The sequence below is a fragment of the Streptomyces violaceoruber genome, assembly GCF_033406955.1.
Classification (GTDB): domain Bacteria; phylum Actinomycetota; class Actinomycetes; order Streptomycetales; family Streptomycetaceae; genus Streptomyces; species Streptomyces violaceoruber.
In genome coordinates this window covers 383,079-408,996 of sequence record NZ_CP137734.1, presented here as the reverse complement: position 1 = coordinate 408,996, position 25,918 = coordinate 383,079, and the positions used below count along the sequence as shown (strand labels likewise).

Sequence of the window (25,918 nt, the reverse complement as noted above, 5' to 3'; positions counted from 1 at the left end):
CCAGGCCGGCGCCGCGGGCCCTCGCGCGCGGAGAGCGCCGGCACGCCGGCGTCGCCCGGGTCTGTCAGGCGTCGCCGCCGAGGGACCGTCTCAGCCGGTCGGCGGCCTCCGGCGGCTGGATGCGCATGCCGGGGCGCCGGCGGTGCACGGTCAGGTACGTCACCCCGTCCGGCCCGGCGAGGACGGCCCGGGTCGAGCCGTGCGGCAGCCAGGTCAAAACGCCCGCGCGCAGTGGGTGCTCGCCGTCGCTCGAGTCGAGGCGGGCCGCACCCTCGAGGACGAGGAGCAGGACGTCGAGGTCGGGCTCGGTGTGGGTGTCCACCCGGCCGCCGGCGGGGAGGCGGACGACGTTGGCGTCGAGCTGCCGGCCGGGTTCCGCCAGCTTCCACAGGGCGCCGGCCGGCGCGTCGCCGCCCAGGGACAGGAGCTCCGCCGTGTCGCACAGCACCCGGGGGAGGGGAGGGCCCGCAGTGCCCGGGGAGCCGCCGTCTTCCGCTGCCATCAGGTGCCGCCGTTCCGTGTGCCCGACCGTGCCCGTACGCCGCCCCGTTGAGCGGTCCGTGCCGGGGCGGCCGGTCCAGTGACGCACCGCACAGGCTCAGTACCCCGGGTAAAGGCGAACCTAGCATGCGCATTTGATAGCGTCCTGGTGTGCGGTTGACGAAGTTCACCGACCTGGCGCTGCGTTCGGTCATGCGCCTGGCGGTCGTGAGAGACGGTGACGAACCACTGGCCACCCGAGAGGTGGCCGAGGTCGTGGGGGTGCCGTACACGCACGCGGCGAAGGCCATCACCCGCCTGCAGCACCTGGGTGTGGTGGAGGCGCGACGCGGTCGCGGCGGCGGGTTGACGCTGACCGACCTGGGCCGGCGCGCCTCCGTGGGCTGGCTGGTGCGTGAACTCGAGGGCGAGGCCGAGGTGGTCGACTGCGAGGGCGACAACCCCTGCCCGCTGCGCGGGGCCTGCCGGCTGCGGCGTGCGCTGCGCGACGCCCAGGAGGCGTTCTACGCGGCACTCGACCCGCTGACCGTGACCGACCTGGTGGCCGCACCGACCGGCCCGGTTCTGCTCGGCCTGACGGACCGCCCCTCGGGATGACGGGCGGCGGCCCCCTGAGGCCGTCGAGCCGTGGCCTAAAACACGAATATCATCTACCAATTAAGGAGTCGCTGTGCTCTCCGAACAGTCCGTTCCCGTGGTCCGAGCCACCCTCCCCGCCGTCGGAGCGGCCATCGGTGACATCGCCGCCCTGTTCTACCGCAAGCTCTTCGACGCCCACCCGGAGCTGCTGCGGGACCTGTTCAACCGGGGGAACCAGGCCAACGGCGAGCAGCAGCGGGCCCTGGCGGGCTCGGTCGCCGCGTTCGCCGGCCTGCTGCTGGAGAACCCGGACGAGCGCGCCGACGTGCTGCTCTCCCGTATCTCGCACAAGCACGCCTCGCTCGGCATCACCCCCGACCAGTACACGATCGTCCACCGCCACCTGATGGCCGCCGTCGTCGACGTGCTCGGCGACGCCGTCACTCCCGAGGTGGCCCGGGCCTGGGACGAGGTCTACTGGCTGATGGCCAACGCGCTCATCGCCCTGGAGGCCCGCCTCTACACCGAGAAGGGCGTCGCGGAGGGAGACGTCTGGCGCACCATGGAGATCGTCGACCGGGTCGAGGAGAGCGCCGACGCGGTCTCCCTCGTCCTGGGGTCGGCCGACGGCCGTCCCGTCGTGCCGTTCCGGCCGGGTCAGTACGTCAGCGTCCAGGTCGAACTGGCCGACGGCGCCCGGCAGATCCGCCAGTACAGCCTGTCCGCCGCGCCCGGCCGGTCCGACTGGCGCATCACCGTCAAGCGCGTCCGGGGCGACGGGCAGCCGGACGGCGAGGTCTCCTCCTGGCTGTACGCGAACGCCCGCAAGGGCGACGCGCTCAACGTGTCGCTGCCGGCCGGGGACCTGGCCCTGGCCGAGCACGACGGCCCACTGCTGCTGGTCTCCGCCGGTATCGGCGTCACACCGATGCTCTCGATGCTCGACCACCTGGCCGCCGCCGGCGCCACCCGCCCGGTGACCGTGGTGCACGCCGACCGCACCCCCGACCACCACGCCCACCGGCAGGAGCAGCTCGACCTGATACGCACGCTGCCGGGCGCCCGGCTCCACCTGTGGTACGAGGAGCCCGGCGACCGGGCGCCGGAGGCGTCCACCGGCCGCGCCGACCTGACCGGCCTCGACCTGCCCGCGGACCTCACGGTCTACCTCTGCGGTCCGGTGCCCTTCATGCGCGCGGTCCGCGGCGACCTGCTGCGCCGCGGGGTGCCCGCCGAGGCCATCCACTACGAGGTCTTCGGCCCCGACCTCTGGCTCGGACAGCAGTAGCGCCGGTGGCGGCCGACGGCGCCCGCCGCAAAACTCCGGTACGGGCGGTTAGGCCGCGGCGGTGAACGCGGTGCTGATCGCGGTGTCCACGCGGGCGTGCACCACCAGGTGCGGGCCCGAGGAGTCGGCGTTGGCCTCGAGCAGCCGCCGGACGGGCGCGCTGTGGGTCACGACGGACATCAGGACACCGAGCCGCCCGCACCACTGATGGGCCCGGAGCACCGCGCTGACCGCGGCGTGGCCGCCGGCCCGCTCGGTCAGGACGATGACCACGGGGGTCGGCTGATGGGCGTCGACCAGGTTGGTGATGTGCGTGGTCAGCGTGGCCCGCCCGGCGATACCCGGGTCCTGGTCCACCGTGATGACCAGGACCCCATGCTCCAGGGTGTGGGACAGCATCGCGGCCTCCGATCCGTCGCCTGGTGGCGAAGTTGTGTTCAGTGAAGGTGCCCGGAGCCGGTCCCGCAATGCGCCCGGCGACGGACCGGCCGGCCGGCCGCCGGGACACCGGCCCCGAGTACGATCGTCCGGTCCGCCTCCGACCTGCGCCGATCACCGCTGGGAGCCCCGACCCGTGCCCGCCCTCCTGCCGCCGCCCCGCACCGGGGCCGACCGTCTGCTGGACCCGGACGACCTGATCCGGGTGGAGGACGGCGAACGGCTGCACGCCCTGCTGTGGCGCCCGGGACCGGGCTGGCGGATGGTCAGCAGCGCCGTGCTGGGCGGCGGGACCGGGGAGCGCGCCTGGGTGCTCAACGCCCAGGTCGCCCACGGCTACCGGCGCACCGACCCCGCACGGCACCTGGACGAGCTGGCCCGGGCCGCCGGGGCCCGGGGGCCGGGCGTGGGCCTGATGACGGCCGCCGACGTGTCCGCCCACGGCCGGGCGCGGGACGGCGGGGCCGAGGCCGTGGCGACCGCCGGCATCTCGGTGCGGGGCTGGGCGGCCGCACCTCAGGAGGGCACCGCCGGGGCCGGGCAGCCCGGAACGATCAACATCGTCGCCGCGCTGCCGGTCGCACTCAGCGACGCCGCCCTGGTCAACGCGGTGATGACGGCGACCGAGGCCAAGGTCCAGGCACTGCTGGACGCCGGTCTCGACTGCTCCGGCACCCCCACCGACGCGGTGTGCGTCGCCGCCCGGGCCCCGGTCGGCGAGGCCGAGGTGCACGCCTTCGCGGGACCCAGGTCCGAGTGGGGCGCCCGGCTCGCGCGGGCCGTCCACCGGGCCGTGGGTGCCGCGCTGCCCACGGGCCCGTGACGCGTCCGGGGTCTTGCCGCTACAGCGACGTCCTGCGCCGGACCGCCATCACGCGCACGGTCAGTGCCACCGCGAGCAGCAGCCAGGCCACGGCGCAGTACGCCCACGCCGTCGCGCCCCGCGCGAGATCGATCGCGGTCCACACGGCCCACAGCGCGAGCACCGCGCACGCCGCCGTCCAGGCGATGTCTGCGACGCGAACGCGCAACTGCGTGCGCTGCCTCGTGCCCGGCTCCAGGTCGCCGAGACCGTCGTCGACAGGTGCCTTCCGTTCGTCCACGTCCGACTCCTTCGGGATGCCGCTCTCCAGTGAACTGCGAGTACCCGCAGGAAGGTTGCCCAAGCGGAGGTGGAGGGAGCGCGCACGCGTGCGGGCGGCCCGGCCGGGCCGCCCGCACGGTGGTCCGCGTACGTCAGCGCTGGGAGGCCTTCTCCAGCGCCTTGTCGAGGGCGGCCTGGAAGCCGTAGGCCCACAGCTGGTTCACCCGGCTGCGCTCGGTGGAGTTCGGGTAGGGGTTGGTGCAGGACGGGCCGGGGCCGCCGCCCGACATCAGCTCGCTGCACGGCCCGGAGTAGTGGTCGGGCAGGCCGAGCACGTGCCCGGTCTCGTGGGCGGTCACGCGGGTCGAGTCGTACTGCTGGTTCTGGCGGTAGTCGAGGAAGATGTAGCCGCTGCCGTGCCCGTCCGTGGACGCGTACGAGCCGCGCGAGTCGTTGCCCTCGTAGTACGCGAAGTCCGCGCCGGAACTCGACTCCGCGAGCCGTACGTTGGACACCGAGCTGTTCCAGATCTGGGCGGAGCGGGATATCTGGGAACGGAAGCTCGGCGCGTTGGTGGCGCTGTAGTAGACGGTGACGGCCGCGGCGGCGGACGGGTTGGCGGCGCGCTTCTCGGCGACGGACTTGACGACCGCCTCGAAGAACGCGCGGTTGGCGGCCGCGTCCTCGCCCGAGCCGGCCGAGGGCTGGTAGCCGAGCTGGGCGGCTCTGACCGGCTCCTGGGGCGCCGCGGCCGTCGCGGCGGGGCCGGTGCCGAGCACGGCGGCCGTCAGGCCGAGACCGACCGCGGTGGAAAGAAGGGGCAGGGTGATACGCATCGATGACTCCTTGAGTGGGGGAGTGGGGAGAAGTCGTCACCGGTGAGTGTGGGGCGCCCATGAGCCCGCTGTGATGATGGCAACAGGTGATAGGGCCGGGCTATCACCCACCGCCCGGCCACTCTCGTTCCAGCTTTGACCAGAGTGCAGAACTCGCCCTGATCCGCCGCGTTTTGTTCACCTGGCGCAACCAACTGTTCCGCTTTACGCTCCCTGCATGGAGCTCGAGGTGAGGCACCTACGCGCACTGTGCGCCATCGCCGACGCCGGCAGCCTGCACCGGGCGGCACGCCGACTGGGTGTCGCACAGCCCACGTTGAGCACTCAGTTGACCCGCATCGAACAGGCCCTGGGCGGACCGCTGTTCACCCGGGAGCGCACCGGCTGCCGCCCCACCCCGCTCGGCCGGACGGTGCTCGGCCGGGCCCGTCCGCTGCTGACCGACATGAACACCCTGGTCCGTGAGGCCCGCGCCGCCGCGGCCGGCGGCGACAGCAGGCTGCGGGTCGGCTCCACGGCCAGCCGGGCCCTGGCCGGCTGGCTGCGCCGGCTCAGACGGCCGGGCCTGGAACCGACCCTGCAGATGGACGTCTCCGCCAACGCGCTGCTGCGCCGGGTGACCGACGGGCAGCTCGACGTCGCCTTCGTGCACGAGGTCGAGGGCTGTGCGCTGCACATCCCCGAGGACCTGCGGCTGCGCGTCCTGGTCGAGCGCGAACCGCAGTTCGTCATGCTGCCCGCCGACCACCCCGCGGCCGCCCGGCCCGTCGTCCGCCTCGCCGACCTCGCCGACGACCGGTGGATGGTCGACCCCACCGTCGACGGCGAATGGGACGGCGTGCACCGCATGCTGCGCGCCGTCGGCCTCAACCCCCGGGTGCTGCACGGCGACTACCACACGGCCGCCTCCCTGGTCGCCACCGGCGAGGTCGTCACGGTCTGCCAGCCCAGTTCCCAGTCCCGCCCCGACACGGCGGTGCGGCGCCTGTACGGCGACCCCCTCGGCGTACGCCTGCTGCTGGCCGCCCGCACCCGGGCCGAGCTGGACGCCGTCTTCCCCGCCCTGGAGGACGCGTACTGGGAGGCCGCCCGTCAGTCCACCGCGTACCGGGAGTGGCTGGAAGGGGGCGGGATCCGGACGCTGCCCCGGTGCCCGGTGGCCGCCACGGGAGGCGGCCGGGTGGAGTTCGTGCGGGCGCGCTGAAGGCTCCCGGTCCCGCCGCCCACGGGACGTCGCCCCACCCCGGCCAATAGGGTGATTTTCATACCGGTCCGGTGTGTCTGCGTGACGGAGCGGTTACGGACAGCATCATGAGCTCTGCACGACGACTTCCCCCCTTGCGTTCGCTGGCCGTGGTCGGTGCCCTGGGCGCCTCCGCCCTGCTGCTGACGGCCTGCACCAACGCCGATACGACCCGTTCCAGCGTCGCGGAGGCGGCTCAGACCGAGTCCCCCTCCCCGACCGGCACCGATACCCAGTCCCCGTCCCCCACCGGCTCTCCCTCGATGAACGAGGACCAGACCGAGCGCAAGGACCTCGTCTCCGCGATGAAGGTCACCTGGGACAAGGCCGCCGACACCGCCGTGAAGGAGGTCCCCGAGGGCAAGCTCGTGGACCTCGAACTCAAGCGCGTGAAGGCCGACGCCACCGCGTCGCCGACCGGCTCCCCGACCGGTACGGCGAGCCCCAGCATGCCGAACCCCGCACCCAGCGAGGGCGCCCCGGAGTGGGAGGCCAAGGTCGCCCAGTCCGACGGCACCCTGCACCGCATCGACATCGACGCGGTGAACGGCAAGGTCTTCCGCACCATGGTCGACCCGGACCAGGACCCCGACGACAAGACCCAGGTCACCGAGTGGCTGGACAAGGCCAAGCAGACGCCGGAGCAGGCGGTCAAGGCGGCCACCGCCAAGGCCAAGGGCACCGTCACCCACGTCGAACTCGGCGACAACGACGACCAGCAGGTCGTCTGGGGCGTCGACGTGGTCGACAAGAGCAACTGGAACAAGACCACCGTCACCGTCGACGCGGCCAACGGCAAGGTGCTGGGCCAGAAGGTCGACAAGGACTGAGTCACCCCCTCCGGACAGCGACGGGAGCAGCGGGCCGCGGCCCACTGCTCCCGTTTCTCATGTCCTCAGGGCGTCACCCGGCCGGCGCGGCGGGCGGCGCGGCAGCCGCGGCCCCGGCCGGCTCGGCCCCGCCGCGCGGCAGCGTCAGTACGGCCAGGAAGCCGAGGACCGCCACCGCGGCGAAGAAGTAGAAGCCCCACGGGTGCCCGACCCCCGACGCGACCAGCGCGCCGGTGATCGACGGGCCGACGATCGAGCCGATCCGGCCGATTCCGGACGCCGAGCCGAGCGCGGTGCCGCGCACGGACGCCGGATAGAAGTGCGTCACGTACGCGTAGACGAGCACCATGGCCGAGAAGACGAACACGCCGGTGAAGAAGACCACGACGTTGAGCAGCAGGTCACTCGCCATCTTGACGCTCAGGCACCCCAGCATGAGCACCGAGACGGCGAACCAGACCATGGTGGTGCCCTTGATGCCCCGCCGGTCGGCGACGTACCCGCCCAGGACCAGGCCGACGACGCCGCCGATGTTGAGCACCAGGAGCTGGGTCACGGCCGTCGGCACGGGGTAGCCCGCGTCGTTCATCAGCTTGGGCAGCCAGGTGTTGAGGCCGTAGACCAGCAGCAGGCCCATGAACGAGGCGACCCAGATGCCGATGCCCGCGCGCAGGTAGGCCGGCTTGAGCAGCTCGGTGAACGGCACCCGCTGCGCTCCGTCCCGCCTGGCCCGCTCGAAGGCCGCCGACTCCGGCAGCTTGAACCACTGGATCGCGGCGATCACCAGGCCGACGACGCCGAGCAGATAGAAGAGGATCTCCCAGTTGTCGGTCACCTGGAGGGCCAGCAACGAGGTGATCACCGCACCGGTGTGGTAGCCGGTCATCGTCAGGGTGCTGGCCCGCGCCCGGCGACTGGCCGGCATGTGCTCGGCCATCATCGTGAGCGAGACCGGCATGCAGGCGCCCAGACCCAGACCGGCGAGGAGCCGCAGCGCGGCGAACATCGCGACGGAGTTCGCCAGCGGCACCACGACGGTGAGGACCGAGAAGAGCACGACCGAACCGATGAGCAGGCGACGCCGGCCCAGCCGGTCGGCCAGCGGACCGACGCACACCGCGCCGATGGCGACGCCCACCAGCGAGAGCGTGGCGATGGTGGTCGCGTCGCCCGCGGTCATGCCGAGGTGGTGGGTCTTGAGCAGGGTGGGGATGATGGCGCCGAGGACGACGAGGTCGTAGCCCTCCAGCAGGACGGTGATCCAGCACAGGATCACCGTCCAGGTGCCGCCGACGGCGCGGCCGGTCTGCGCGGGCGTGCCGGACGTGGTGGTGGAAGCCATGGTGACTCTCCCCCCGGGGGACGGGTGTGAGTGAGCGGAGCAGGACCGGCCGGGGCGGCCGGGTGGGACCGGTGCGGGGGACCGGAGGGATCAGAACGGGTAGTCGGCGATGTCGGGGCGGACCGTGAGCCACTGGGTCTCGGTGAACGCCTCGACGTTGGCCGCGGCGCCGCCGAAGCGGGAGCCGGTGCCGGAGGCCTTGACCCCGCCGAAGGGGGCGTTGGGCTCGTCGCTGACCGTCTGCTCGTTGATGTGCACCTTGCCGGAGTCGATCCGGTCGGCGAGCTTCATCGCCGTACCGACGTCGCCGAGGATGCCGACGGAGAGCCCGTACTCGCAGTCGTTGACGATCCGTGCGGCCTCCTCCGCGGTGGCGAAGGAGATGACGGGCGCGACCGGGCCGAAGATCTCCTCGCGCCAGGCCGGCATGTCCGTCGTCAGGCCGGTCAGGACGGTGGCGCGGTAGCCGGCGCCGTCGATCTCGCCGCCCGCGGCGACCTTCGCGCCCGCCGCGACGCTGTCGGTGACGATGCCGTGCACCCGCTCCAGCTGCCGCCGGTCGATGATCGGCCCCAGCGCCACGTCCTCCCGCGCCGGGTCGCCCACCGGCAGCGCTTCGGCCTTGGCGGCGAGCGCGGCGGTGTACTCCTCCACCAGCGACTCGTGCACGATGTGCCGGCCGGTCGTCATGCAGATCTGCCCCTGGTGCAGATACGAGCCGAACGCGCCCGCCGACGCCGCCTTCGCCACGTCCGCGCCGGGCAGCACGACCAGCGCGTTGTTGCCGCCCAGCTCCAGGTGCGCCCGCTTCAGCAGCCGCCCGGCCTGCTCGCCGATGGCCCGCCCGACCGGAGTGGAACCGGTGAACGAGATCACCCGCACCTCGGGCGCCTCCACGACCGCCCGGCCGACCGACCCGTCGCCCGGCAGCAGGTGCAGGACACCGGCCGGAAGCCCCGCCTCCTCGAAGATCCGGGCGATGACGACACCGCCGCTCACCGCGGTGCGCGGGTCCGGCTTCAGCAGCACGGAGTTGCCGAGCGCCAGCGCGGGAGCCACCGAACGCAGGCCGAGGATGAGCGGGAAGTTGAAGGGCGCGATCACGCTGACGACGCCGGCGGGGCGGCGCCGGGCGAGCGACCAGCGGGCGTCCTCCGAGGTGAGCACCTCGCCCTGGGGATGGGTCGGCAGCCCCGCGCACTCGAAGCACTCGCCGATCGCCAGCCCCGCCTCGAAGGCCGCCTTGGACCGCACCGAGCCGGCCTCGCGCACCAGCCAGTCCTCGATCTCGGCGGCGTGCTCGGTGAACAGCTCACCCGCACGGCGCAGCACGGCCGCCCGCCGCTGCGGCGAGGTCGCCGCCCATGTGCGCTGCGCCTCGGCGGCCCGGGCGGCGGCGCGGTTCACGTCCTCGGCCGAGGCCAGGCCCACCGTGCCGAGCCGGTCGCCGGTGGCGGGCTCGGTCACCGGCTGCTCGGTGGGGGAGCCCTGCCAGCCGTCGCTGGAGAACTTCCCGCCCCAGACGGCGCTGTCCAGGAGTGTCATCGTCTTCCCTCTCGTCGTGATCTTCGGTGTGGTGTCGCGAGTCGGTTCAGGAGGGCGTGGTCAGCGCCGTGTCGACCTGGATCAGCCGGGGGTGCTCGGGCGTCTCGGCGAGTGCGGCGCGCAGCTCGGCCACCGAGCCGACGTGCTGGGCGCGGACGCCGTAGCCCTCCGCGATGCGGGTGAAGTCGAGGCCGGGGATGTCGAGTCCCGGCGCGTCCGGCACACCGAGCAGCCCGCCGAACCAGCGCAGCGCCCCGTACGCGCCGTTGCGCAGCAGGACGACGGTGAGCGGGACCCGGTGCTGCGCGGCCGTCCAAAGGGCGGTGATGCCGTAGTTGGCCGAGCCGTCCCCGATCACGCCGACCACCGGCCGTCCGGGCTGCGCCATCGCCACGCCCACCGCGCCGGGCAGCCCGAAACCGAGGCCGCCGGCCGCCGGGAAGTAGTAGGAGCCCTGGCGGCGCAGGTCCGTCTGGCGCCACCACGCCGCGTTGGTCGACGTCGACTCGACGACGTACGCGGTGTCCTCGGGCATCTCCTCGCGCAGCGCGGCGAAGACCTGCTCCGGATGGAGCGCCGGGCCCTCGGCGGTGAGCGGCTCGGGCACCGGCCGGTAGGGACCCGCGGGCCGGTCGGCGGCGCCGAGCGCCTCCAGGAGTACGTCGATGACGGCACCCGGGTCGGCCACCAGTGCCTCGCCCATCGGCGCCCGCGCCGCGGCGGACGCGTCCTCGGTCACCTGGATCAGCCGGGTGCCCTCGGGCAGGTACCGGCCGGGGAGGTGCTCGTGGTAGCGGAAGACCGGCGCGCCCAGCACGAGCACCAGGTCGTGGCCCTCGAAGGCCGCCGAGACCGGCGCGATGCCGGCGGGCAGCACGCCCCGGAACAGCGGATGCCGGTTGGGGAACGGCAGCCGGAACTGCGAGGGCGCCGCCCACACCGGACCGCCCAGCCGCTCGGCCAGCCGCACCGCGTCGTCGAACCGGCCGGCCGAGTCGATGTCGCCGCCCAGCACGAGCACGGGGCGCCGGGCCGAGGCGACCTGCTCCACGAGCCACCGGCGCTGCTCGCCGCCGGGCACCGCGGCCCGCAGCACCCGCCGGTCGAGCACGGCCAGGGCGTTGTCGTCGACGTCGGCCGACCAGTCGTCGTACGGCACGGAGAGGTAGGTCGGCCGGCGCTGGAGCCGCGCCTCGAAGACGGCCTGGGCGAGCGCACGCGGCACGTCCCCGGCACACGCCGGTTCCGCCGCCCAGCCGACCAGCGGCTTCATCAGGGCGGGGGCGTCGACGCTGGCCAGGTTGGCCTCGGGGCCGATGGCGGGGCGCACCTGCTGCCCGGCCACCACCACGAGCGGTGTACGGGAGGCGACGGCGTTCGTCAGGGCGCCCATGGCGTTGCCGGAACCGGAGGCGGCGTGCAGGTTGACCAGCACCGGGCGGCCGGTCGCCTGGGCGTACCCGTCCGCCATCCCGACGACGGCGCCCTCGTGCAGACCGAGGACGTAGCGGAAGCCGTCGGGCAGCCCGGCGAGGAAGGGCAGCTCGTTGGAGCCCGGATTGCCGAAGACGGTGGTGAGCCCCTGGCGCTCCAGGAACTCGTGGGAGACACGACGCACGGATGGCACGGACGTTCCTTTCGAAGTGACGCGGCACACGCTAGGCACGCCGCGACATGGGCACCAATAGATGTTTCGCCACTCCGATATAGAGTCAATCGATATGGGCACCTTCGATCTCAACCTGGCCCGCGTGTTCGTACTGCTCTACGAGACGGGCAGCGTCACGGCCACCGCCGAGACGCTCCACGTCACGCAGCCCACCGTCAGCTACAGCCTGGGCAAGCTGCGGCGGCACTTCGACGACGAGCTGTTCCGCCGCAACGGACGCGGGCTGACCCCCACCGCCGGCGCACGGCGGCTGTACCTGCCGCTCCAGCGCGCGCTGGCCGAGATCGACGGGACGGTCCGCCAGGGCGACCTCTTCGACGCCGGGAGCATGTCGGGCCGGTTCACCATCGCCCTGTCCGACCTCGGTGAGGCGACGCTGCTGCCGAGGCTCGTGGCCACCGCGCGCGAGCGGGCGCCGGGCGTGTCCTTCACCGTCCGCCCCTTCGACGTGGAGGACGCCGAGGGCCAGCTGCGCCGCGGCGACCTCGACGCGTTCGTGGCCACCCCGGTGATCACCTCGCACCTCACCGTGCGCATCCCGCTCTTCCGCGAGCGCTACGTCCTGATGGTCGCGGCCGACCATCCCCGCGTACGCGGCGACGCGGTCACGCCGGAGGACCTCGCCGCCGAGCATCACGCGACGGTGTTCGGACCGAGCGGCCACGTCACGCCCCGGGCACTGCTGGGCGCGCACGGGCTCCTGGAGCGGGTGGCCGTGGACGCCACCCGCTTCTCGATGCTGCCCTACCTGCTGGAGCAGACCGACCTGGTGGCCATCGTCCCCGAGTACGTCGGCGAGGTCTTCACCGCGTCCCACCGGGTGCGCCTGGTGCGGCTGCCGTTCGAGACCGAACCGATCGAGATCGCCCTGTACGCGCGGCACGAGTCCTCGCGCAGCCCGGCCCAGCGCTGGCTCGTGCAGTTCATGGCGGAGGTACTGGGCGAGCAGGTGAGCCCGGCCCAGCTGCCGCCGTCGAGCCGTCGTTAGGATCACCGCCATGACGGCACCGCAGCCCACGATCCTCGCCACCTCGGGCGGCCATCGCGCGGGCGGCCGGACCATGGTGGCCTTCGACGCCCTGGTCCATCACGCGGTGGACCTCTCGGGCGCGCACGGCCGGCGCCCCCGCGTCCTGTACGTGGGCACCGCCATAGGGGACGCCGAGCACGTCACCGCCCGCATGACGGAGGCCGCCCGGGTCGCCGGGTTCGATCTGACGCCGCTGCACCTGTTTCCCATGCCCAACGTCGAGGACGTCGAGGAGACCGTGCTCGCCCAGGACGTCGTCTGGGTCATGGGCGGCTCGGTGGCCAACCTGCTCGCCGTGTGGCGCGTGCACGGCCTCGACCGGGTCATGCGCAAGGCGTGGGAGGCGGGCGTCGTGCTCAGCGGCGTGAGCGCGGGCTCCCTGTGCTGGTTCCGGGGCGGCGCCACCGACTCCTTCGGTCCCGAACTGCGTCCGATCACCGACGCGTTGGACTTCCTGCCGTACGGCAACGGCGTCCACTACGACGTCGACCCGGGCCGCCGTCCCCTGATCCACCGCCTCGTCGCCGACGGCACCCTCCCGACGGCCCACTGCACGGACGACGGGGTCGGCCTCGTCTACCGCGGCACCGAACTGGCCGAGGCGGTCACCGAAGTCCCGGGCAAGGGCGCCTACGTGGTCGTCCGCGACGGCGACACGGCGGTGGAGGAGCGGATCGAGCCGCGGGAGCTGCCCGGCCCGGGCCGCTGACGGGCCGTCGTCCGTGACCGGGCCGTTCGGCGCGTGGCGGACTACTCGGCACGCTCGTGATCGATGAACGCGGTCAGCACCTTCACGGTCGCCTCGGGCTGCTCGTCGGGAATGAAGTGTCCGGCCTGTGGGATCACGGCGCCGGTCGCGTTCGCTGCCCACGGGCCGATGGAGGCGGCCATGTCGGGGATCGAGCCGTGGGAGCCGGAGACTCCCAGGACCGGGACGGTCAGGTGCCCTCGTTCGAGAGCGTCGTGGTTCCTGCGCGCCGATTCCGCGGCGTCGCGGTAGTAGGCGAGAGACGCCGAAAGACCTCCCTCGGCCGCGACGGCGGCGGCGTAATGGTCGATCTCGGCGCCGTCGAAGGTGTCCGGGGACAGAGTCTTGACCTTCAGGAACCAGTCGACGTAGTCACGCTCGCGACCGGTGAGCAGGGTCTCGGGGAGTTCGGGCACCAGGTGGAAGGCGAAGTGCCAGGTCTTCCAGGCCCGGTCGGGATCCGTCGGAATGGAGTCCGGCAGGGTGATTCCGGGGATGCCGGCGTCAAGCAGAGCGACACCGTGCAGGCGCTCTTCGTACTTCAGGGCCAGCGAGAAGGCGACCCAGGCCCCGACGTCGTGGCCGACCAGCCAGTACTTCGGCACGTCGAGCGCGGTCAGCGCGGTCTGGACACGCGAAGCGACGGTGTGCGTGTCGTAGCCCCCTCGGGGGCGCTCGGAGTGGCCCTGCCCCGGCAGATCGATCGCGATCACCCGGAATCGCGCGGCGAGCCCCGGCATCACCTTTCGCCAAGCCCACCAGGTCTGCGGGAACCCGGCGAGCAGGACGACGGTGGGACCGGCCGGCCGGCCGCCTTCCACGGCGTGCAGCCGGATTCCTTCCGCGTCGACCCAGCGGTGGGTGAAACCCGCAAGGTCGTACAGCGGCAACCCGGGGACCGGGTTCTGATCGCAGGAGCTGCTGGGGGCTGTGGCGTCGTCGGTCATGTCCCGAGCCTACTGCATCTTGAACCGATTGGTTCAAGATAGGATGGGCAGGGCCGCAACGACCGGTCCGAGAACGAGGTGCATGCGTGATGGCCGGGAAGAAGCAGTTCGACGTGGACACCGCGCTCGACGCGGCGATGGTCCAGTTCTGGCGGGCCGGATACGCCGACACATCTCTCGACGACCTCTCCAGGACGACCGGATTGAACCGGAGTTCCCTCTACTCCTCGTTCGGTGACAAGGAGTCGCTCTACCTGCGCTGCCTGGACCGCTATGCCGCGCGGTACGGAAGCAGGTACGACCATGCGCTGTCCCGGGCGTCCGAGGAACCGCTCCGGGCGGTACGGGCGTTCTTCGAGGTCACCCTGGAGCGCATCGCCGACCCCGACGTACCCGACGGATGCCTGATCGCCCAGACCGCGATGGCGGCACCGGTGCTCGGCCCCGCCATCGCCGCACGCGCGGTCGAAGCCCTAAGCTTGCAGCGTGCGCGGCTGCGGACCGCCTTGGACGCCGCGCGGTTGGCCGAGGACGAGGCCGACGACTTCGCGGTTCACATGACGGCGGTCAACCAGTCGCTGGCCGTGATGAGCAGGACCGGGGCGAGCCGGCAGCAGCTCCGCACAGTCGTCGACATCAGCATGAGCGCCCTCTCACGCGCCTTGCCCGCCCGGAGCTAGCCCGCCGTTTCGCCCGGCCGCGGCAGCCGTGGGTGCGGAAACCGCGCCACAGGGGTCACCGCCGGTCTTCGGCCCTGCCGCCCCGATGGCCGCCTCGCCCTTCGGTGCGTCAGGACCCCGACGCCCGCGTCCCGTTGGGCGGCCGCGAGGGGCGTTCGTGTTTGCCACCGCGGTGAGGGGCAAGGCGGTGTCCATGAGCGATCCGAACAAGGACACGAACAAGAAGCCCACCAGTACGCGGACCGCCGAGTCCAAGGCGCGCGGCGCCGCCGAGCAGGCGACCGCGCCCGCCGCACGGGCGGGACAGGCCGCCGCGGGCAAGGCGAGTGAGGCCGCGACGACGGCCAAGGCCGGTGCCCAGCGTTCCGTCGACGCCGCCAACGGTGCCGTGCAGACGGCGGCCAAGAGCGTCGCGGCCGGCCGGCAGGCCGTCGTCACCACCTCGGAACAGGTCGCGGCCACGGCGAAGACGGCATGGACGGTGGTCGCCCAGCGCAAGCTCGTCGCCGCCGGCGTGGGCGCCGGCCTCACCGCCCTGAGCGCCGCCTCCTACGCGGTGGGCCGCCGCGCCGGACGGCACGCGCACGGGCCCCTCACCCGCCTCACCGGTGGCCGGATCTGACACCGGACGCCACGCACGGCACCACTCCGCGGACAGGGGAAGATGGGACTCGCGAGCGAAGTCCCGACCTATGCGGAGGAGTGGGCGCATGCAGCACGACCGAGCCGGCCGGCCGGCCGGCCCCGAGGACCTGATCGACGTCGCCAGGCTGGTGACGGCCTACTACGCCCTGCACCCGGACCCCGGCGAGCCCGCCCAGCGCGTGGCCTTCGGTACGTCCGGGCACCGGGGCTCGTCGCTGGTGGCGGCGTTCAACGACGACCACATCGCCGCCACCAGCCAGGCCATCTGCGAGTACCGCTCGGCACAGGGCACCGACGGCCCGCTCTTCCTGGGCGCCGACACCCACGCCCTGTCCGAGCCCGCGAGGGTCACCGCACTGGAGGTGTTCGCCGCCAACGACGTGACCGTGCTCATCGACAGCGCGGACGGCTACACCCCCACCCCGGCGGTCTCCCACGCCATCCTCACCCACAACAGGGGCCGCACCTCGGGCCTCGCCGACGGCGTGGTCGTCACCCCCTCGCACAACCCGCCCGCCGACGGCGGGTTCAAGTACAACCCGCCCAACGGCGGCCCCGCGGGCTCGGACGCCACCTCCTGGATCCAGGACCGGGCCAACGAGATCATCGCGGCCGGACTGAAGGACGTACGGCGCATCCCGTACGCGCGGGCGCTCGCCGCCCCCGGCACCGGCCGCCACGACTTCCTCGACGCCTACGTCCGCGACCTGCCGAGCGTCCTGGACCTCGACGCGATCCGCTCGGCGGGCGTGCGGATCGGCGCGGACCCGCTGGGCGGCGCCTCCGTCGCCTACTGGGGCCGGATCGCCGAGCAGCACCGCCTCGACCTGACGGTGGTCAACCCGCTCGCCGACCCGACCTGGCGGTTCATGACGCTGGACTGGGACGGCAAGATCCGCATGGACTGCTCGTCGCCGCACGCCATGGCCTCCCTCATCCAGGGGCGCGACCGCTTCGACATCGCCACCGGCAACGACGCCGACGCCGACCGGCACGGCATCGTCACCCCGGACGCCGGCCTGATGAACCCCAACCACTACCTCGCCACCGCCATCGCCTACCTCTACGCCCACCGCGCCGACTGGCCGGCCGGCGCGGGCGTGGGCAAGACGCTGGTGTCCTCCGGCATGATCGACCGGGTCGCCGCCGACCTCGGCCGCCGCCTGGTCGAAGTACCCGTGGGCTTCAAGTGGTTCGTGGACGGACTGGTCGACGGCTCCCTCGGCTTCGGCGGCGAGGAGTCCGCGGGGGCGTCGTTCCTGCGCCGGGACGGCTCCGTGTGGACCACCGACAAGGACGGCATCATCCTCGCGCTGCTCGCCTCCGAGATCACCGCCGTCACCGGCAAGACCCCCTCCGAGCACTATGCCGCGCTCACCGCCCGGTTCGGCGACCCCGCCTACGCCCGCATCGACGCTCCCGCCACCCGCGAGGAGAAGGCCCGCCTGGCCAGGCTGTCCCCGGCCCAGGTCACGGCCGACACCCTCGCCGGGGAGCCGGTCACCGCCGTGCTCACCGAGGCACCCGGCAACGGCGCCCCCATCGGCGGCATCAAGGTGACCACCGAGAACGCCTGGTTCGCGGCCCGCCCCTCCGGCACCGAGGACGTCTACAAGATCTACGGCGAGTCCTTCCTCGGCGCGGATCACCTGCGCCAGGTGCAGGACGAGGCCAAGCTCGTCGTCCTCGGCGCCCTGGGCGGCTGACACCGCGGCGCCGACGCCGTACGTCGGTCCCCGGGCCGGTCAGCCGCGGCCGGCCCGGGGGAGCGCCACGGTCAGGTCGCGGATCTCGTAGCCGTCGATGGCCTCCTGGAAGGCGACGCGCGGCCCACCGCTCATCCGGACGCCGTCGAGGGCGAACAGGCGGCTGAGGAACACGTCGGTCTCCAGCAGGGCGATGTGCGCCCCGGGGCACCGGTGCGGCCCGTCGCCGAAGGAGAGCCCCGCGCCGACCGCCCCGGCCCGCTGCGGGCGGACGAGCAGCGGCTCCTCGCCCACGGCCTTCGGGTCCGCGTTGGCGTCGTCCAGGTGGACCTCGACGTACTCGCCGGGGCACACCGTCACCGGCCCGTCGGGGCAGGACAGCTCCACCGGCCCGGTCGCCCGCCTGCGCAGGCTCCCGATGACGGGCTCCAGCCGCAGCAGCTCCTGGAGCACGGCCAGCCGCCCGGTCTCGTCCGCCGACCGGTAGTGGCCGAGCAGCTCGGCGTCCGAGAACAGGTGCCAGGCGGCCAGGCACACGAACTCGCGCGTGGTGACCATGCCCGCCGCGGCGAAGGTCAGGCACTCGCCGAGGATCTCGACGTCCGAGCAGCCCTCCGCGATCAGGTGGGAGATCAGGTCGTCGTGCTCGCGGCGGCGGTGCGCGCGGACGGCGGGGCGCACGTCGGCCAGGTGGATGCGCAGCCAGTTGGTGTTCTGCCGCACCAGCCAGTACAGACCCCGGACACTGGTCAGTCCCGGCTCGCCGAACTCCTCCGGGAAGAACCGCTCCAGCCTGCGGCGGATGCCGGGCCTGCTGTACCGCAGCCCGACGACCTCGCTCACCACGCCGACGGCCAGACCGAAGGCGAGGTCGGAGAGCGGGGCCTCGCCGGCCGAGCGCAGAACGGCCAGCTGCTCCTCGGCGATCCGGACCATCGGCTCGCGGTAGTGCTCGTCCACCCGGCGGGGAGTGAAGTAGCGGGCGGTCTGCCTGCGGTGCTCCCGGTGCTCGGGGCCGTCCCGGTAGAGCACGGGCCGGCGGACGCGCGGCGGGAGCTTCTCCACCGTCTCGATGCCGAGACCGGCCTGTACGGTGCCGGGACCGCGCAGCAGCGCCCGCGCGACGGCGAAATCGTGCACCCGCCAGGTCCCGTCCGCCGCCCGGTCGACCGGGCACGCCGGCCCGGCCCGGCCCCGGTCGGCCTTCCGCGCGGAGACCCGTCCGTCCTGCACCACGTGGCCACCCCCCACTCCGGCCGTGCGGCCCCGGCGGCCACCCGGCTCGACGACGTGGTCACCAGGATCCGCCACCCGCCCGACGCCGGCCAGCCCCGGATTCCGCCGAGTCGGACGGTGCCGCATTCCGCCGAGTCCGGCGGTGCCGCATTCCGCCGGCGTCCGGCCGCACGCGTGCCGGGCGGGCGGCCCGGGAAACCGGGTGCGCCCTCCGGGCCGCCGTGCGAGGCTCCCCCGGTGGACCGTCAGCAGATCTCCCGGCTCGCCCATGCCCACCATCCGATCGCGGCACCGCTCGACGACGACTCGGTACGCCGGCTCCTCGCCCACGCGGTCCCCGGTGACGGCGCACGCGTCCTCGACCTGGGCTGCGGCGGCGCCGAGTGGCTGCTGCGGGCTCTCGCCGGGCATCCACGTCTCACGGCCGAGGGCGTGGACGTCTCCGCGAGCGCGCTCGACCACGCCCGTGGGGCCGCGGCCCGGCTCGGGGTGGCGGACCGTCTGACGCTGCACCATGAGGACGCCGCGCGGTTCGCCGCCCCGCACGGCTTCGACCTGGTCCTCTGCGTCGGCTCCACGCACGCGTTCGGCGGCCTGCCCGCCACCCTCGCCGCCGCACGCGAGCACCTGGCGCCCGGCGGACGTGTCCTGGTCGGCGACGGATTCTGGGAACGCGAGCCGTCCCCCGAGGCCGTCGAGAGCCTCGGTGACCTCGACGACCTGCCGACCACCCTGGACCGGGTCGTCGCGGACGGCTGGACGCCCGTGGGCGGGCACATCAGTACCCGCCGGGAACTCGACGACTACGAGTGGGCCTGGACCGGGGCACTGGCCGCGTGGGCCCTGGACCACCCCGCCGATCCCGACCGCGCGCAGGCGCTGGAGACGGCCACCGCCCACCGTGACGGGTGGCTGCGGGGCTATCGGGACTGCCTGGGCTTCCTCTGCCTGGTCCTGCGTCCGACGGACACCTGAGGCCTGTGCGCCGCACGACTCCGTGGGGCGGGTGATGTTTGCCGGATTCGGGGGTAGACGGGTCGGCGTAGCGGTCAAGGCTCAGGAAGAGGGCGGATCGGATGGATGGGGCTGCCCGTACGGGGGACCGGCTGAAGGACGGCTCGGTCAAGGTTTCGGCGGAGTATCCGGGCATGCCCGGCGACATCGCCAGAGGCCGGGAACTGGCCCGGCGGTTTCTGGCACGCGTGCGCGCGGCGCAGGGTGCGCAGGTGTCCGAACGCACGGTGGAAGTGGTGCAACTGGTGGTCAGCGAACTGCTGACGAACGCGTGCAAATACGCGCCCGGCCCCTCGCTGGTCGATCTCGAACTGGCCGAGGACCGGGTGGAGGTCACGGTGTGGGACAGCGCGCCGGTGCTCCCGGTGCCCGGGCCCGCGGACCCCACCCGGGTCGGCCGGCACGGGCTGGAGATCGTCATGGCCGTCTGCGAGAGCTTCGAGGTGCACCGGGAGCCGGTCGGCAAGCGCATGAGGGCCGCCGTGGGACTCGCGGCGACCTGAACGGCACGGCCGCCCTCGGCCACCCGGCCTGACCCGCCCGGCCCGGCCCCGTCCGGCCTGCCCGTGAGGGTGCGCCCCGCGCGTGGCGGCGGGACCGCCCGGAGGCGACGGTCGCCCGTGCCGGCGGAGGCCCTGCTCTGCGTGGTGGCGCAGCACCTGCCTGTGTGGTGACGGGGCGCCGCTCCGGGCGGTGCGCAGCACCTGCCCGCGCGGTGGCGGGACTGGCTCTCGGCGGTCGCGCGGCAGGCGCGTGCAGGCCGGGCAAGCGCAGGGCGGTGTCGTGAGAGGTGCGTGGGTGGCGGCGGGCCGGAGCTGTCCGGTGGCCCGGCACCCGCCGGTGCGGCGGCGCGTTCCGCTGCGGGCCGTGGCGCGTCACCGGCGTGCGGGGCGGCGGTCCCGTCCCGCGCGGTGACGGGACACCGCCGTCCACCGGCCGGCCCCCCGCTACAGCCCGCCGGGCCGGTGGTCCCTGGACCGGAGGCGGTACACGACGGAGCGGCGCAGGGGGCCCTCGGGGATCTCCGGGTCGTCGAAGTCGTCGGCCGGGTCGTAGGTCATGCCCAGGCGGTCCATCACCGCCCGCGACCGCCGGTTGCCGGCCGCGGTCACCGCGAGGACCTCCGGCAGCCCGAGTTCCTCGAAGGCGTGGGTCACCGCGGCCCGCGCGGCCTCGGTGGCGAAGCCGTTCCCCCAGGCCGGGCGGGCCAGGCGCCAGCCCGCCTCCACCCCGGTGAACGGCATGCCGTCCTCCACGGGATCGAGCCCGGCGAAGCCGATGAACTCGCCGGTGGCGGCGATCTCCACCGCCCACCAGCCCCAGCCCCGCCGGTCGAGGTCGGCCTGGAAGCGGGCCACGGACGCCTCGCTCTGCGCCCGGGTCAGGACCTCGGGGAAGTACTCGCGGACCACCGGATCGGCGTTCATCGCCGCCCACGGGTCCAGGTCGGACGCCCGCCAGCCGCGGAGCACGAGACGATCGGTTCGAAGTTCGGACATCACGTGAACCTACGGGACACCGGCCGGGCCGGGCGACCGGATTATCCACCCGCGACCCTCCCCTCGGCCGCGCGGGCGGAGCGGTTCATCACCGCCCCGCGGGGAACCTGGCGGGACGGACGGCATCGGAAGGCTGTGAGGGTCGTGACATCACGCTGGGCGGGCCACCAGGACGGCGAGGAACCAGGACACGACACGGCCGCCGAGGCGCACCGGGCGGCCGCCGAGGCGCACGGCGTGCCGGAAGACGTGGAGCCCGACTTCTCCCGTGCCGTCCTGCGCGCCCTCGGCACCGGCGTCGTCACCCTCGGCCCCACCGCCCGGATCACCTCGGTGAACCCCTGGGCCGAGCAGCTGCTGGGACGGTCGGAGCAGGAGATGCTCGGGCGCGACGCCCACGACCTCCTGCACCGGTACGCCGACGGCAGCCCCGTACCGCGCGAGCGGTGCGCGCTGCGCCGCCCGCTGCACGGGGCGCCCGCCGAGGAGGGCAGCGACGAGTACTTCCAGCGGGCCGACGGCACCACGGTCCCCGTCATCTGGGCCACCACCCCCCTCGTCCGCGGCGGACGGCAGGAAGGGCTGGTGCTCGTCTTCCACGACTTCAGCCTGCACCGCAGCGCCGCCGAGGAGACCGAGGCGCGGACCACCGCGCTGGAGGCACTCACCGCCCAGCTGCACCTGGTCGCCGAGATCTCCACCGTGCTGGTCCCCACCGAGCGCACCTCCACCACCCTGCGCCGGCTCGTGCGGCTGCTGGTGCCGGAACTGGGCCAGTGGGCGGCGGTCGACGTCTACCCGGGTCAGTCGGACCTGTTGGAACGGGTGGCGGTACGCAGCAGCACCCGGCCGGACCGGGCCAGAGCCCTGCGTGGGCCCATGGCCTCGCTGCCGGACCAGGCCCGCGCCGCGCTCACCCTGCTCATCAACGGCGACCGGCCCGTCCCGCTGAAGGCCGACGACCTGTTCCGGGACCCGGAGCACCCGCTCGCCGCCACCCACCGGGTGCTGTTCGAACGGCTCGGCGGCCACGCGGCAGTCGCCATCCCCCTCCGCACCCGGCAGCGGTCCTACGGCGTCCTGACCGTGGGCCGCGCCGGGGACCGCCCCGCCCACACCGAGGCCGAGGTCGCCCTGCTGGCGGACATCGGCCGCCGGGTGGGACTGGTCCTGGACAACGCCCGGCTCTACCACGAGCAGCGAAACGTCGCCGAGACCATGCAGCGCCAGCTCCTGACCCCGCTTCCCCAGGTCGACCACCTCCGGATGGCCGCCCGCTACTGGCCGGCCGAGAGCGCGATGGAGGTCGGCGGCGACTGGTACGACGCCTTCCTCCTGGGCGACGGCGTGATGGCCCTGGTCATCGGGGACGTCGTCGGACACGACCTGCAGGCCGCCGCCCACATGGCCGAGGTCCGCAACATGCTGCGCGCCCTGGCCTGGGACCACCAGGAGCCGCCCAGCGTGATCATGCGCCGTCTGGACGAGGCAGTGACCAACACCAGCGACGCGCCCATGGCCACCCTCGTCTTCGCGCGGGTCGAAGGGGCCGAGGGCGGCCCCTGGCGGCTGCACTGGGTGAACGCCGGACACCCGCCGCCGCTGCTGATCACGCGGGACGGCGGCACGCGCTTCCTGGAGGGCGGCCACGGCCCGCTCATCGGCATGAGCGCCACCCTGCGCCTCGGCCTGAACTGGCCCGACACCCGCGAGGAACTCCCGCCGGAGAGCATCCTCCTGCTCTACACCGACGGCCTGGTCGAGAGCCGCGACCGTCCCATCGACGTGGGCATGGACCAGCTCCGCCACCATGCCGGCGTACTGGCCCGGCGGGTGGACAGGTGGAGCGTCGACGACTTCTGCGACGAACTGCTCGCGCGCATCGCGCCCCGCGGGGACGACGTCGCCCTGCTCGCCCTGCGGCTGCCCGCCGCCGGCATGGGCGCGCCCGGCGACACCGAGCCGCCCCCGCCGCCCCAGTCCGGACAGAGCGAGGCCGCCCCGGACCGGGCCGCTCCCGGCTCCCTGCGCCAGGAGGCCGAGGTGCGGGACCCGACCCACGTGGACCCGGAGGACTAGCGGACCCCGGGGCCGCGTGGGCGGGGGTGGCGGGTCGCCGGTGGGTGACACCCCGTCCGGGCCGGGCCAACTCCACAGCCGTCCGGACCAGTTCGCGGCCCGGCGGGGAGCGGGCCCGGCACCCGAACGGGCGGCGTGTTCACCCGGCTGAGCGCCTTGAGTGGTGCGAGACGGACGGCGGGCTGACGGTGATTCACGTCGGGGCCGGGTCATCTCAGCTGACGAAGCACCAGCTGCCCGGCCGTGACGGAAGGAACCACAGATGCGTTCTGCTCGGATGCTCCTGACCACGGCGGCGGCCTCGGCCGTCTTCGTCCTCGGTGCTCCCGGCGCCTACGCGGCGGCCGGCGGCGACTGGGACCACGACGACTCTTCGTACAGCAAGGAGCACGACAACGGAAGCAAGCACGACGAGCCGCGCGGCGGCATGCACACCGGCGGCGGCGCGCTGGCCGCGGTGACCGAGGGCGACTGGAACCACGACGACGCGTCCTCCGGCAAGGAGCACGACAACGGAAGCAAGCACGACGAGCCCCGTGGCGGCATGCACACCGGCGGCGGCGCGCTGGCCGCGGTGAACGAGGGCGACTGGGACGGCGGCGGCCGCGAGTCCAAGGAGGGCGGCTCGCAGACCTACCAGCAGGACGAGGGCGAGAGCTCCAGGGGCGGCGGTGAGCACGAGAAGCCGCGCGGCGGGATGCACACCGGCGGTGGCGGACTTGCCACGCCGACCACGACCGCGGGCGGGCTCGCCGTCCTGGCCGTCGCCGCGACCGGCCTGTACGCCGTCCGACGCAAGAAGTCGGCTCACGGAGTGGCGTAAGCCGTGCCGGGCGCCATAGCAGCCGGGCCGCCACCCAGGAACCACGGGGCGGCCCGGCTCGCCCCCGCCCACCCCGCCGCCCCTCGTGTCCGTCCTGCCGCCGTGTCCCAGTGAGGTCGTCCCCGATGTCAGTCACCCCTCCCACCCCCGCCCCGGCCGACGACGAGACGACGACCGGTCAGGGCTCCCGCTCCGGCCTGATGGTGCTGTGCGCCGTGGCCCTGCTGATCCTGGCGGTGAGCCTGGTCGGCGGCAACGACACGTCCGCCGACTCCTCCCGCCCCCCGCTGCCCGCGCATCCCGGCACCACCGCCTCCTCCGCCCCGCCCGCGACCGGCGCGGCCGACTCCGCCCTGCCCCGGTCGAAACCGGTGCGCCTGCTGATCCCGGACATCGCCGTCGACGCCCCCTTCACCGACCTCGCCATCGGCGACAAGGGGCAGCTCCAGCCGCCGCCGGCCGGCGACACCAACCTCGTCGGCTGGTACGCCAAGGGCGTCTCGCCCGGCGAGAAGGGCACCTCGATCATCGCCGGGCACGTGGACACCAAGACGTCGGCCGCCGTCTTCGCCCGCCTCGACCAGCTCGACAAGGGCGACAAGTTCCAGGTCCGGCGCGCGGACGGGCGCAGCGCCACCTTCGTGGTCGACGGCCTGGAGACCTTCGCCAAGGACGAGTTCCCGAGCGACCGCGTCTACGGCGACGCCGACCGGCCCGAGGTGCGACTGATCACCTGCGCGGGCGACTACGACCACAAGGTCAAGGACTACACGGACAACCTGGTCGTCTTCGCGCACCTCGCCTGAGGCCGCGCACCGGGCCGGCCGCGGCGCCGGTCACCCGCGCACCGCACACGGGTCGCGCGACGGCGGGGCACGGCACAGGATCGAGGCAAGCCGGCGTCGCATCACCGCGGCCGACGTTCAGTTCCGCCCCCGCGAAGGAGATGTGCGCAGGATGACCACCACGTCCACCCCCGCTTCCGGACCCCTTTCCTCCGAAGCGCTCGCTTCCGGAGCGATCGCCCCGGAACCGCTGACGCGACAGCTGTCGCACCAGGTCTCCCAGTCCGTGTTCGACGGCTCCCGGCTGCGGGTCGTCCTGCTGGTGGAGGTCTACGACGGAGCCCAGCAGCAGTTCCTCGAGACGTACGAGAACCTGCGCAGCCACGTCGAGTCCGTCCCCGGTCACCTCGGCGAGCAGCTGTGCCAGTCCATCGAGAACCCCTCCCAGTGGCTGATCACCAGCGAGTGGGAGAGCGCGCCGCCGTTCCTGAACTGGGTGAGCAGCGAAGAGCACGTGCGCATGGTCAAGCCGCTGCACAGCTGCGTGCGGGACACCCGCTCGCTCCGCTTCCACGTGGTCCGCGAGACCGGCCACCCGTCGACCGGTGCCGATCCGGCCCGGGGCGGACTGCAGGCCGCGCCCCGCGTCGGCGACGGCGTCATCCGGCACGCGCTCACCTTCACGGTGAAGCCGGGCAGCGAGGAGGCGGTCGGCAAGATCCTCGCCGACTACGCCTCTCCCGAGCCGCAGGTGGACGACACCACGCGGCTGTGCCGTACGTCCCTGTTCCTGCACGGCAACCGCGTGGTACGGGCCATCGAGGTGCGCGGCGACCTGCTCGCGGCCCTGCGGCACGTGGCCGAGCAGCCCGAGGTGCGGGCCGTCGAGGAGGCCATCAACCCGTACCTGGAGCAGGACCGGGACCTCGGCGACCCGGAGTCCGCCCGGGTCTTCTACACGCGGGCGGCGCTGCCCGCCGTCCACCACGTGACGGCGGGGGAGGGGCAGGACGGGGCCCAGCGGCACGCGCTGTCGTACCCGGCCCGTCCGGGCTGCGGCATGCGGCTGGCCCAGCTGCTCGCCGAGCGCGACGAGGCGGCGGCCAGGGATCCGCGCAGCCCGGTGCTGTGCAGCACGATCTTCCAGCGCGACGACGTCGTGGTGCGGCTGGTCGACGTACGCGGGGACCTGCACGAGGGCGATCCCGCGGTGACCCTCGGCCTTCCGGACCCCGGCCGGGTGTCCGAGCTGACGACCCTTCTGGACGGCTTCACCGACGCCGGTTCCCCGACCGGAGGCGGACTCGTGCGTGCTCTGGAGGGTGCCCGGATGGAGCTGGTCACGGACCGGCGCGCGCCGGACGCCTGAAC

At 73.6% G+C, this 25,918-nt stretch carries 26 protein-coding genes; 16 read left to right on the top strand and 10 right to left on the bottom strand.

Translation table 11 applies throughout. The features are described 5' to 3' along the window. Positions 1–64 precede the first annotated feature (64 nt). The gene (locus R2E43_RS02015) at positions 65–502 is read right to left on the bottom strand and encodes a hypothetical protein (protein WP_011031656.1); all 438 of its coding nucleotides are present in this window, start codon (positions 500–502) and stop codon (positions 65–67) included. A 149-nt stretch (positions 503–651) separates the two neighbouring features. Here R2E43_RS02015 and nsrR point away from each other — a divergent pair, with 149 nt between their 5' ends. Both nsrR and R2E43_RS02005 read left to right on the top strand, forming a co-directional pair. Further along, the gene (nsrR, locus tag R2E43_RS02010) at positions 652–1,098 is read left to right on the top strand and encodes a nitric oxide-sensing transcriptional repressor NsrR (RefSeq protein WP_003971716.1); all 447 of its coding nucleotides are present in this window, start codon (positions 652–654) and stop codon (positions 1,096–1,098) included. Positions 1,099–1,171: 73 nt separating this feature from the next. Then, a complete protein-coding gene (locus R2E43_RS02005; RefSeq protein WP_003971715.1) occupies positions 1,172–2,368 on the top strand; it encodes a globin domain-containing protein in 1,197 nt (398 codons plus the stop codon). A 48-nt stretch (positions 2,369–2,416) separates the two neighbouring features. Here the strand turns inward: R2E43_RS02005 and R2E43_RS02000 are convergent, their stop codons facing one another. After that, positions 2,417–2,767, bottom strand: coding sequence for a hypothetical protein (locus R2E43_RS02000; RefSeq protein WP_093457652.1), 351 nt, complete (start codon positions 2,765–2,767; stop codon positions 2,417–2,419). Between the two features lie 175 nt (positions 2,768–2,942). Between R2E43_RS02000 and R2E43_RS01995 the strand changes: the two genes are divergently transcribed. Next, positions 2,943–3,629: an adenosylcobinamide amidohydrolase gene (locus tag R2E43_RS01995; RefSeq protein ID WP_038534191.1), complete on the top strand. Its 687-nt coding sequence runs from the start codon at positions 2,943–2,945 to the stop codon at positions 3,627–3,629. A gap of 19 nt (positions 3,630–3,648) precedes the next feature. On the opposite strand, the gene R2E43_RS01990 is transcribed toward R2E43_RS01995, so the two are convergent. Together R2E43_RS01990 and snpA are read right to left on the bottom strand one after the other, a co-directional pair. After that, positions 3,649–3,909, bottom strand: coding sequence for a hypothetical protein (locus R2E43_RS01990; protein ID WP_011031659.1), 261 nt, complete (start codon positions 3,907–3,909; stop codon positions 3,649–3,651). Between the two features lie 133 nt (positions 3,910–4,042). After that, entirely contained in the window at positions 4,043–4,726 is a 684-nt protein-coding gene (gene snpA / locus R2E43_RS01985) for a snapalysin (RefSeq protein ID WP_003971712.1), read from the bottom strand. Between the two features lie 217 nt (positions 4,727–4,943). Here snpA and R2E43_RS01980 point away from each other — a divergent pair, with 217 nt between their 5' ends. Both R2E43_RS01980 and R2E43_RS01975 read left to right on the top strand, forming a co-directional pair. Beyond that, a complete protein-coding gene (locus R2E43_RS01980; RefSeq protein WP_011031660.1) occupies positions 4,944–5,930 on the top strand; it encodes a LysR family transcriptional regulator in 987 nt (328 codons plus the stop codon). A 107-nt stretch (positions 5,931–6,037) separates the two neighbouring features. Further along, the gene (locus R2E43_RS01975; RefSeq protein ID WP_011031661.1) at positions 6,038–6,799 is read left to right on the top strand and encodes a PepSY domain-containing protein; all 762 of its coding nucleotides are present in this window, start codon (positions 6,038–6,040) and stop codon (positions 6,797–6,799) included. Positions 6,800–6,872: 73 nt separating this feature from the next. Here R2E43_RS01975 and R2E43_RS01970 read toward each other — a convergent pair whose 3' ends face one another. The 3 genes from R2E43_RS01970 to mdlC all read right to left on the bottom strand — a co-directional run bounded on the left by R2E43_RS01970 (position 6,873) and on the right by mdlC (position 11,313). Further along, positions 6,873–8,141 carry an MFS transporter gene (locus R2E43_RS01970; protein ID WP_011031662.1) on the bottom strand — a complete coding sequence of 423 codons (1,269 nt, stop codon included), beginning with the start codon at positions 8,139–8,141 and terminating at the stop codon, positions 6,873–6,875. Between the two features lie 90 nt (positions 8,142–8,231). Next, a complete protein-coding gene (locus R2E43_RS01965) occupies positions 8,232–9,686 on the bottom strand; it encodes a benzaldehyde dehydrogenase (protein ID WP_030868849.1) in 1,455 nt (484 codons plus the stop codon). Between the two features lie 46 nt (positions 9,687–9,732). After that, complete coding sequence (gene mdlC, locus R2E43_RS01960; RefSeq protein WP_189284000.1) at positions 9,733–11,313, bottom strand: benzoylformate decarboxylase; 1,581 nt, start codon at positions 11,311–11,313, stop codon at positions 9,733–9,735. A 94-nt stretch (positions 11,314–11,407) separates the two neighbouring features. On the opposite strand from mdlC, the gene R2E43_RS01955 reads away from it, so the two are divergent. Together R2E43_RS01955 and R2E43_RS01950 are read left to right on the top strand one after the other, a co-directional pair. Next, the gene (locus R2E43_RS01955) at positions 11,408–12,343 is read left to right on the top strand and encodes a LysR family transcriptional regulator (protein ID WP_011031665.1); all 936 of its coding nucleotides are present in this window, start codon (positions 11,408–11,410) and stop codon (positions 12,341–12,343) included. Between the two features lie 10 nt (positions 12,344–12,353). Beyond that, positions 12,354–13,094 carry a Type 1 glutamine amidotransferase-like domain-containing protein gene (locus R2E43_RS01950; RefSeq protein ID WP_189284001.1) on the top strand — a complete coding sequence of 247 codons (741 nt, stop codon included), beginning with the start codon at positions 12,354–12,356 and terminating at the stop codon, positions 13,092–13,094. A 41-nt stretch (positions 13,095–13,135) separates the two neighbouring features. Here R2E43_RS01950 and R2E43_RS01945 read toward each other — a convergent pair whose 3' ends face one another. Next, entirely contained in the window at positions 13,136–14,080 is a 945-nt protein-coding gene (locus R2E43_RS01945) for an alpha/beta fold hydrolase (protein WP_189284002.1), read from the bottom strand. Between the two features lie 89 nt (positions 14,081–14,169). Here R2E43_RS01945 and R2E43_RS01940 point away from each other — a divergent pair, with 89 nt between their 5' ends. The 3 genes from R2E43_RS01940 to pgm all read left to right on the top strand — a co-directional run bounded on the left by R2E43_RS01940 (position 14,170) and on the right by pgm (position 17,111). After that, positions 14,170–14,760: a TetR/AcrR family transcriptional regulator gene (locus R2E43_RS01940; RefSeq protein WP_189284003.1), complete on the top strand. Its 591-nt coding sequence runs from the start codon at positions 14,170–14,172 to the stop codon at positions 14,758–14,760. 193 nt (positions 14,761–14,953) lie between these two features. Further along, entirely contained in the window at positions 14,954–15,382 is a 429-nt protein-coding gene (locus R2E43_RS01935; protein ID WP_202492592.1) for a hypothetical protein, read from the top strand. Positions 15,383–15,470: 88 nt separating this feature from the next. Then, a complete protein-coding gene (gene pgm / locus R2E43_RS01930; RefSeq protein WP_003971701.1) occupies positions 15,471–17,111 on the top strand; it encodes a phosphoglucomutase (alpha-D-glucose-1,6-bisphosphate-dependent) in 1,641 nt (546 codons plus the stop codon). Between the two features lie 39 nt (positions 17,112–17,150). Here the strand turns inward: pgm and R2E43_RS01925 are convergent, their stop codons facing one another. Beyond that, positions 17,151–18,347 carry a cytochrome P450 gene (locus R2E43_RS01925; protein ID WP_332055840.1) on the bottom strand — a complete coding sequence of 399 codons (1,197 nt, stop codon included), beginning with the start codon at positions 18,345–18,347 and terminating at the stop codon, positions 17,151–17,153. 237 nt (positions 18,348–18,584) lie between these two features. Here R2E43_RS01925 and R2E43_RS01920 point away from each other — a divergent pair, with 237 nt between their 5' ends. Together R2E43_RS01920 and R2E43_RS01915 are read left to right on the top strand one after the other, a co-directional pair. Further along, on the top strand, positions 18,585–19,322 hold the full coding sequence (locus R2E43_RS01920) for an SAM-dependent methyltransferase (protein WP_189284006.1): 738 nt from the start codon (positions 18,585–18,587) through the stop codon (positions 19,320–19,322). A 101-nt stretch (positions 19,323–19,423) separates the two neighbouring features. Next, entirely contained in the window at positions 19,424–19,864 is a 441-nt protein-coding gene (locus R2E43_RS01915) for an ATP-binding protein (RefSeq protein ID WP_003971698.1), read from the top strand. 444 nt (positions 19,865–20,308) lie between these two features. Here R2E43_RS01915 and R2E43_RS01910 read toward each other — a convergent pair whose 3' ends face one another. After that, positions 20,309–20,860, bottom strand: coding sequence for a GNAT family N-acetyltransferase (locus R2E43_RS01910; protein WP_189284007.1), 552 nt, complete (start codon positions 20,858–20,860; stop codon positions 20,309–20,311). Positions 20,861–21,004: 144 nt separating this feature from the next. On the opposite strand from R2E43_RS01910, the gene R2E43_RS01905 reads away from it, so the two are divergent. From R2E43_RS01905 to R2E43_RS01890, 4 genes are all read left to right on the top strand, one after another. Further along, positions 21,005–22,939, top strand: coding sequence for a SpoIIE family protein phosphatase (locus R2E43_RS01905; protein ID WP_332055839.1), 1,935 nt, complete (start codon positions 21,005–21,007; stop codon positions 22,937–22,939). A 262-nt stretch (positions 22,940–23,201) separates the two neighbouring features. Next, positions 23,202–23,762 (top strand): hypothetical protein, encoded by a 561-nt coding sequence (locus tag R2E43_RS01900; RefSeq protein ID WP_332055838.1) that lies wholly within the window; start codon positions 23,202–23,204, stop codon positions 23,760–23,762. A 125-nt stretch (positions 23,763–23,887) separates the two neighbouring features. Continuing rightward, complete coding sequence (locus R2E43_RS01895) at positions 23,888–24,568, top strand: class F sortase (RefSeq protein WP_161270400.1); 681 nt, start codon at positions 23,888–23,890, stop codon at positions 24,566–24,568. A gap of 151 nt (positions 24,569–24,719) precedes the next feature. After that, the gene (locus R2E43_RS01890) at positions 24,720–25,916 is read left to right on the top strand and encodes a SchA/CurD-like domain-containing protein (RefSeq protein WP_003971691.1); all 1,197 of its coding nucleotides are present in this window, start codon (positions 24,720–24,722) and stop codon (positions 25,914–25,916) included. Positions 25,917–25,918 lie beyond the last annotated feature (2 nt).

Bases quoted from the DNA above. Each gene is read 5' to 3' on its own strand.
- R2E43_RS02015 (WP_011031656.1), bottom strand. From the start codon at position 502: ATGGCAGCGGAAGACGGCGGCTCCCCGGGCACTGCGGGCCCTCCCCTC.
- R2E43_RS02000 (WP_093457652.1), bottom strand. From the start codon at position 2,767: ATGCTGTCCCACACCCTGGAGCATGGGGTCCTGGTCATCACGGTGGAC.
- snpA (WP_003971712.1), bottom strand. From the start codon at position 4,726: ATGCGTATCACCCTGCCCCTTCTTTCCACCGCGGTCGGTCTCGGCCTG.
- R2E43_RS01980 (WP_011031660.1), top strand. From the start codon at position 4,944: ATGGAGCTCGAGGTGAGGCACCTACGCGCACTGTGCGCCATCGCCGAC.
- R2E43_RS01975 (WP_011031661.1), top strand. From the start codon at position 6,038: ATGAGCTCTGCACGACGACTTCCCCCCTTGCGTTCGCTGGCCGTGGTC.
- R2E43_RS01970 (WP_011031662.1), bottom strand. From the start codon at position 8,141: ATGGCTTCCACCACCACGTCCGGCACGCCCGCGCAGACCGGCCGCGCC.
- R2E43_RS01965 (WP_030868849.1), bottom strand. From the start codon at position 9,686: ATGACACTCCTGGACAGCGCCGTCTGGGGCGGGAAGTTCTCCAGCGAC.
- R2E43_RS01955 (WP_011031665.1), top strand. From the start codon at position 11,408: ATGGGCACCTTCGATCTCAACCTGGCCCGCGTGTTCGTACTGCTCTAC.
- R2E43_RS01950 (WP_189284001.1), top strand. From the start codon at position 12,354: ATGACGGCACCGCAGCCCACGATCCTCGCCACCTCGGGCGGCCATCGC.
- R2E43_RS01945 (WP_189284002.1), bottom strand. From the start codon at position 14,080: ATGACCGACGACGCCACAGCCCCCAGCAGCTCCTGCGATCAGAACCCG.
- R2E43_RS01940 (WP_189284003.1), top strand. From the start codon at position 14,170: ATGGCCGGGAAGAAGCAGTTCGACGTGGACACCGCGCTCGACGCGGCG.
- R2E43_RS01935 (WP_202492592.1), top strand. From the start codon at position 14,954: ATGAGCGATCCGAACAAGGACACGAACAAGAAGCCCACCAGTACGCGG.
- pgm (WP_003971701.1), top strand. From the start codon at position 15,471: ATGCAGCACGACCGAGCCGGCCGGCCGGCCGGCCCCGAGGACCTGATC.
- R2E43_RS01915 (WP_003971698.1), top strand. From the start codon at position 19,424: ATGGATGGGGCTGCCCGTACGGGGGACCGGCTGAAGGACGGCTCGGTC.
- R2E43_RS01910 (WP_189284007.1), bottom strand. From the start codon at position 20,860: ATGTCCGAACTTCGAACCGATCGTCTCGTGCTCCGCGGCTGGCGGGCG.
- R2E43_RS01900 (WP_332055838.1), top strand. From the start codon at position 23,202: ATGCGTTCTGCTCGGATGCTCCTGACCACGGCGGCGGCCTCGGCCGTC.
- R2E43_RS01895 (WP_161270400.1), top strand. From the start codon at position 23,888: ATGTCAGTCACCCCTCCCACCCCCGCCCCGGCCGACGACGAGACGACG.
- R2E43_RS01890 (WP_003971691.1), top strand. From the start codon at position 24,720: ATGACCACCACGTCCACCCCCGCTTCCGGACCCCTTTCCTCCGAAGCG.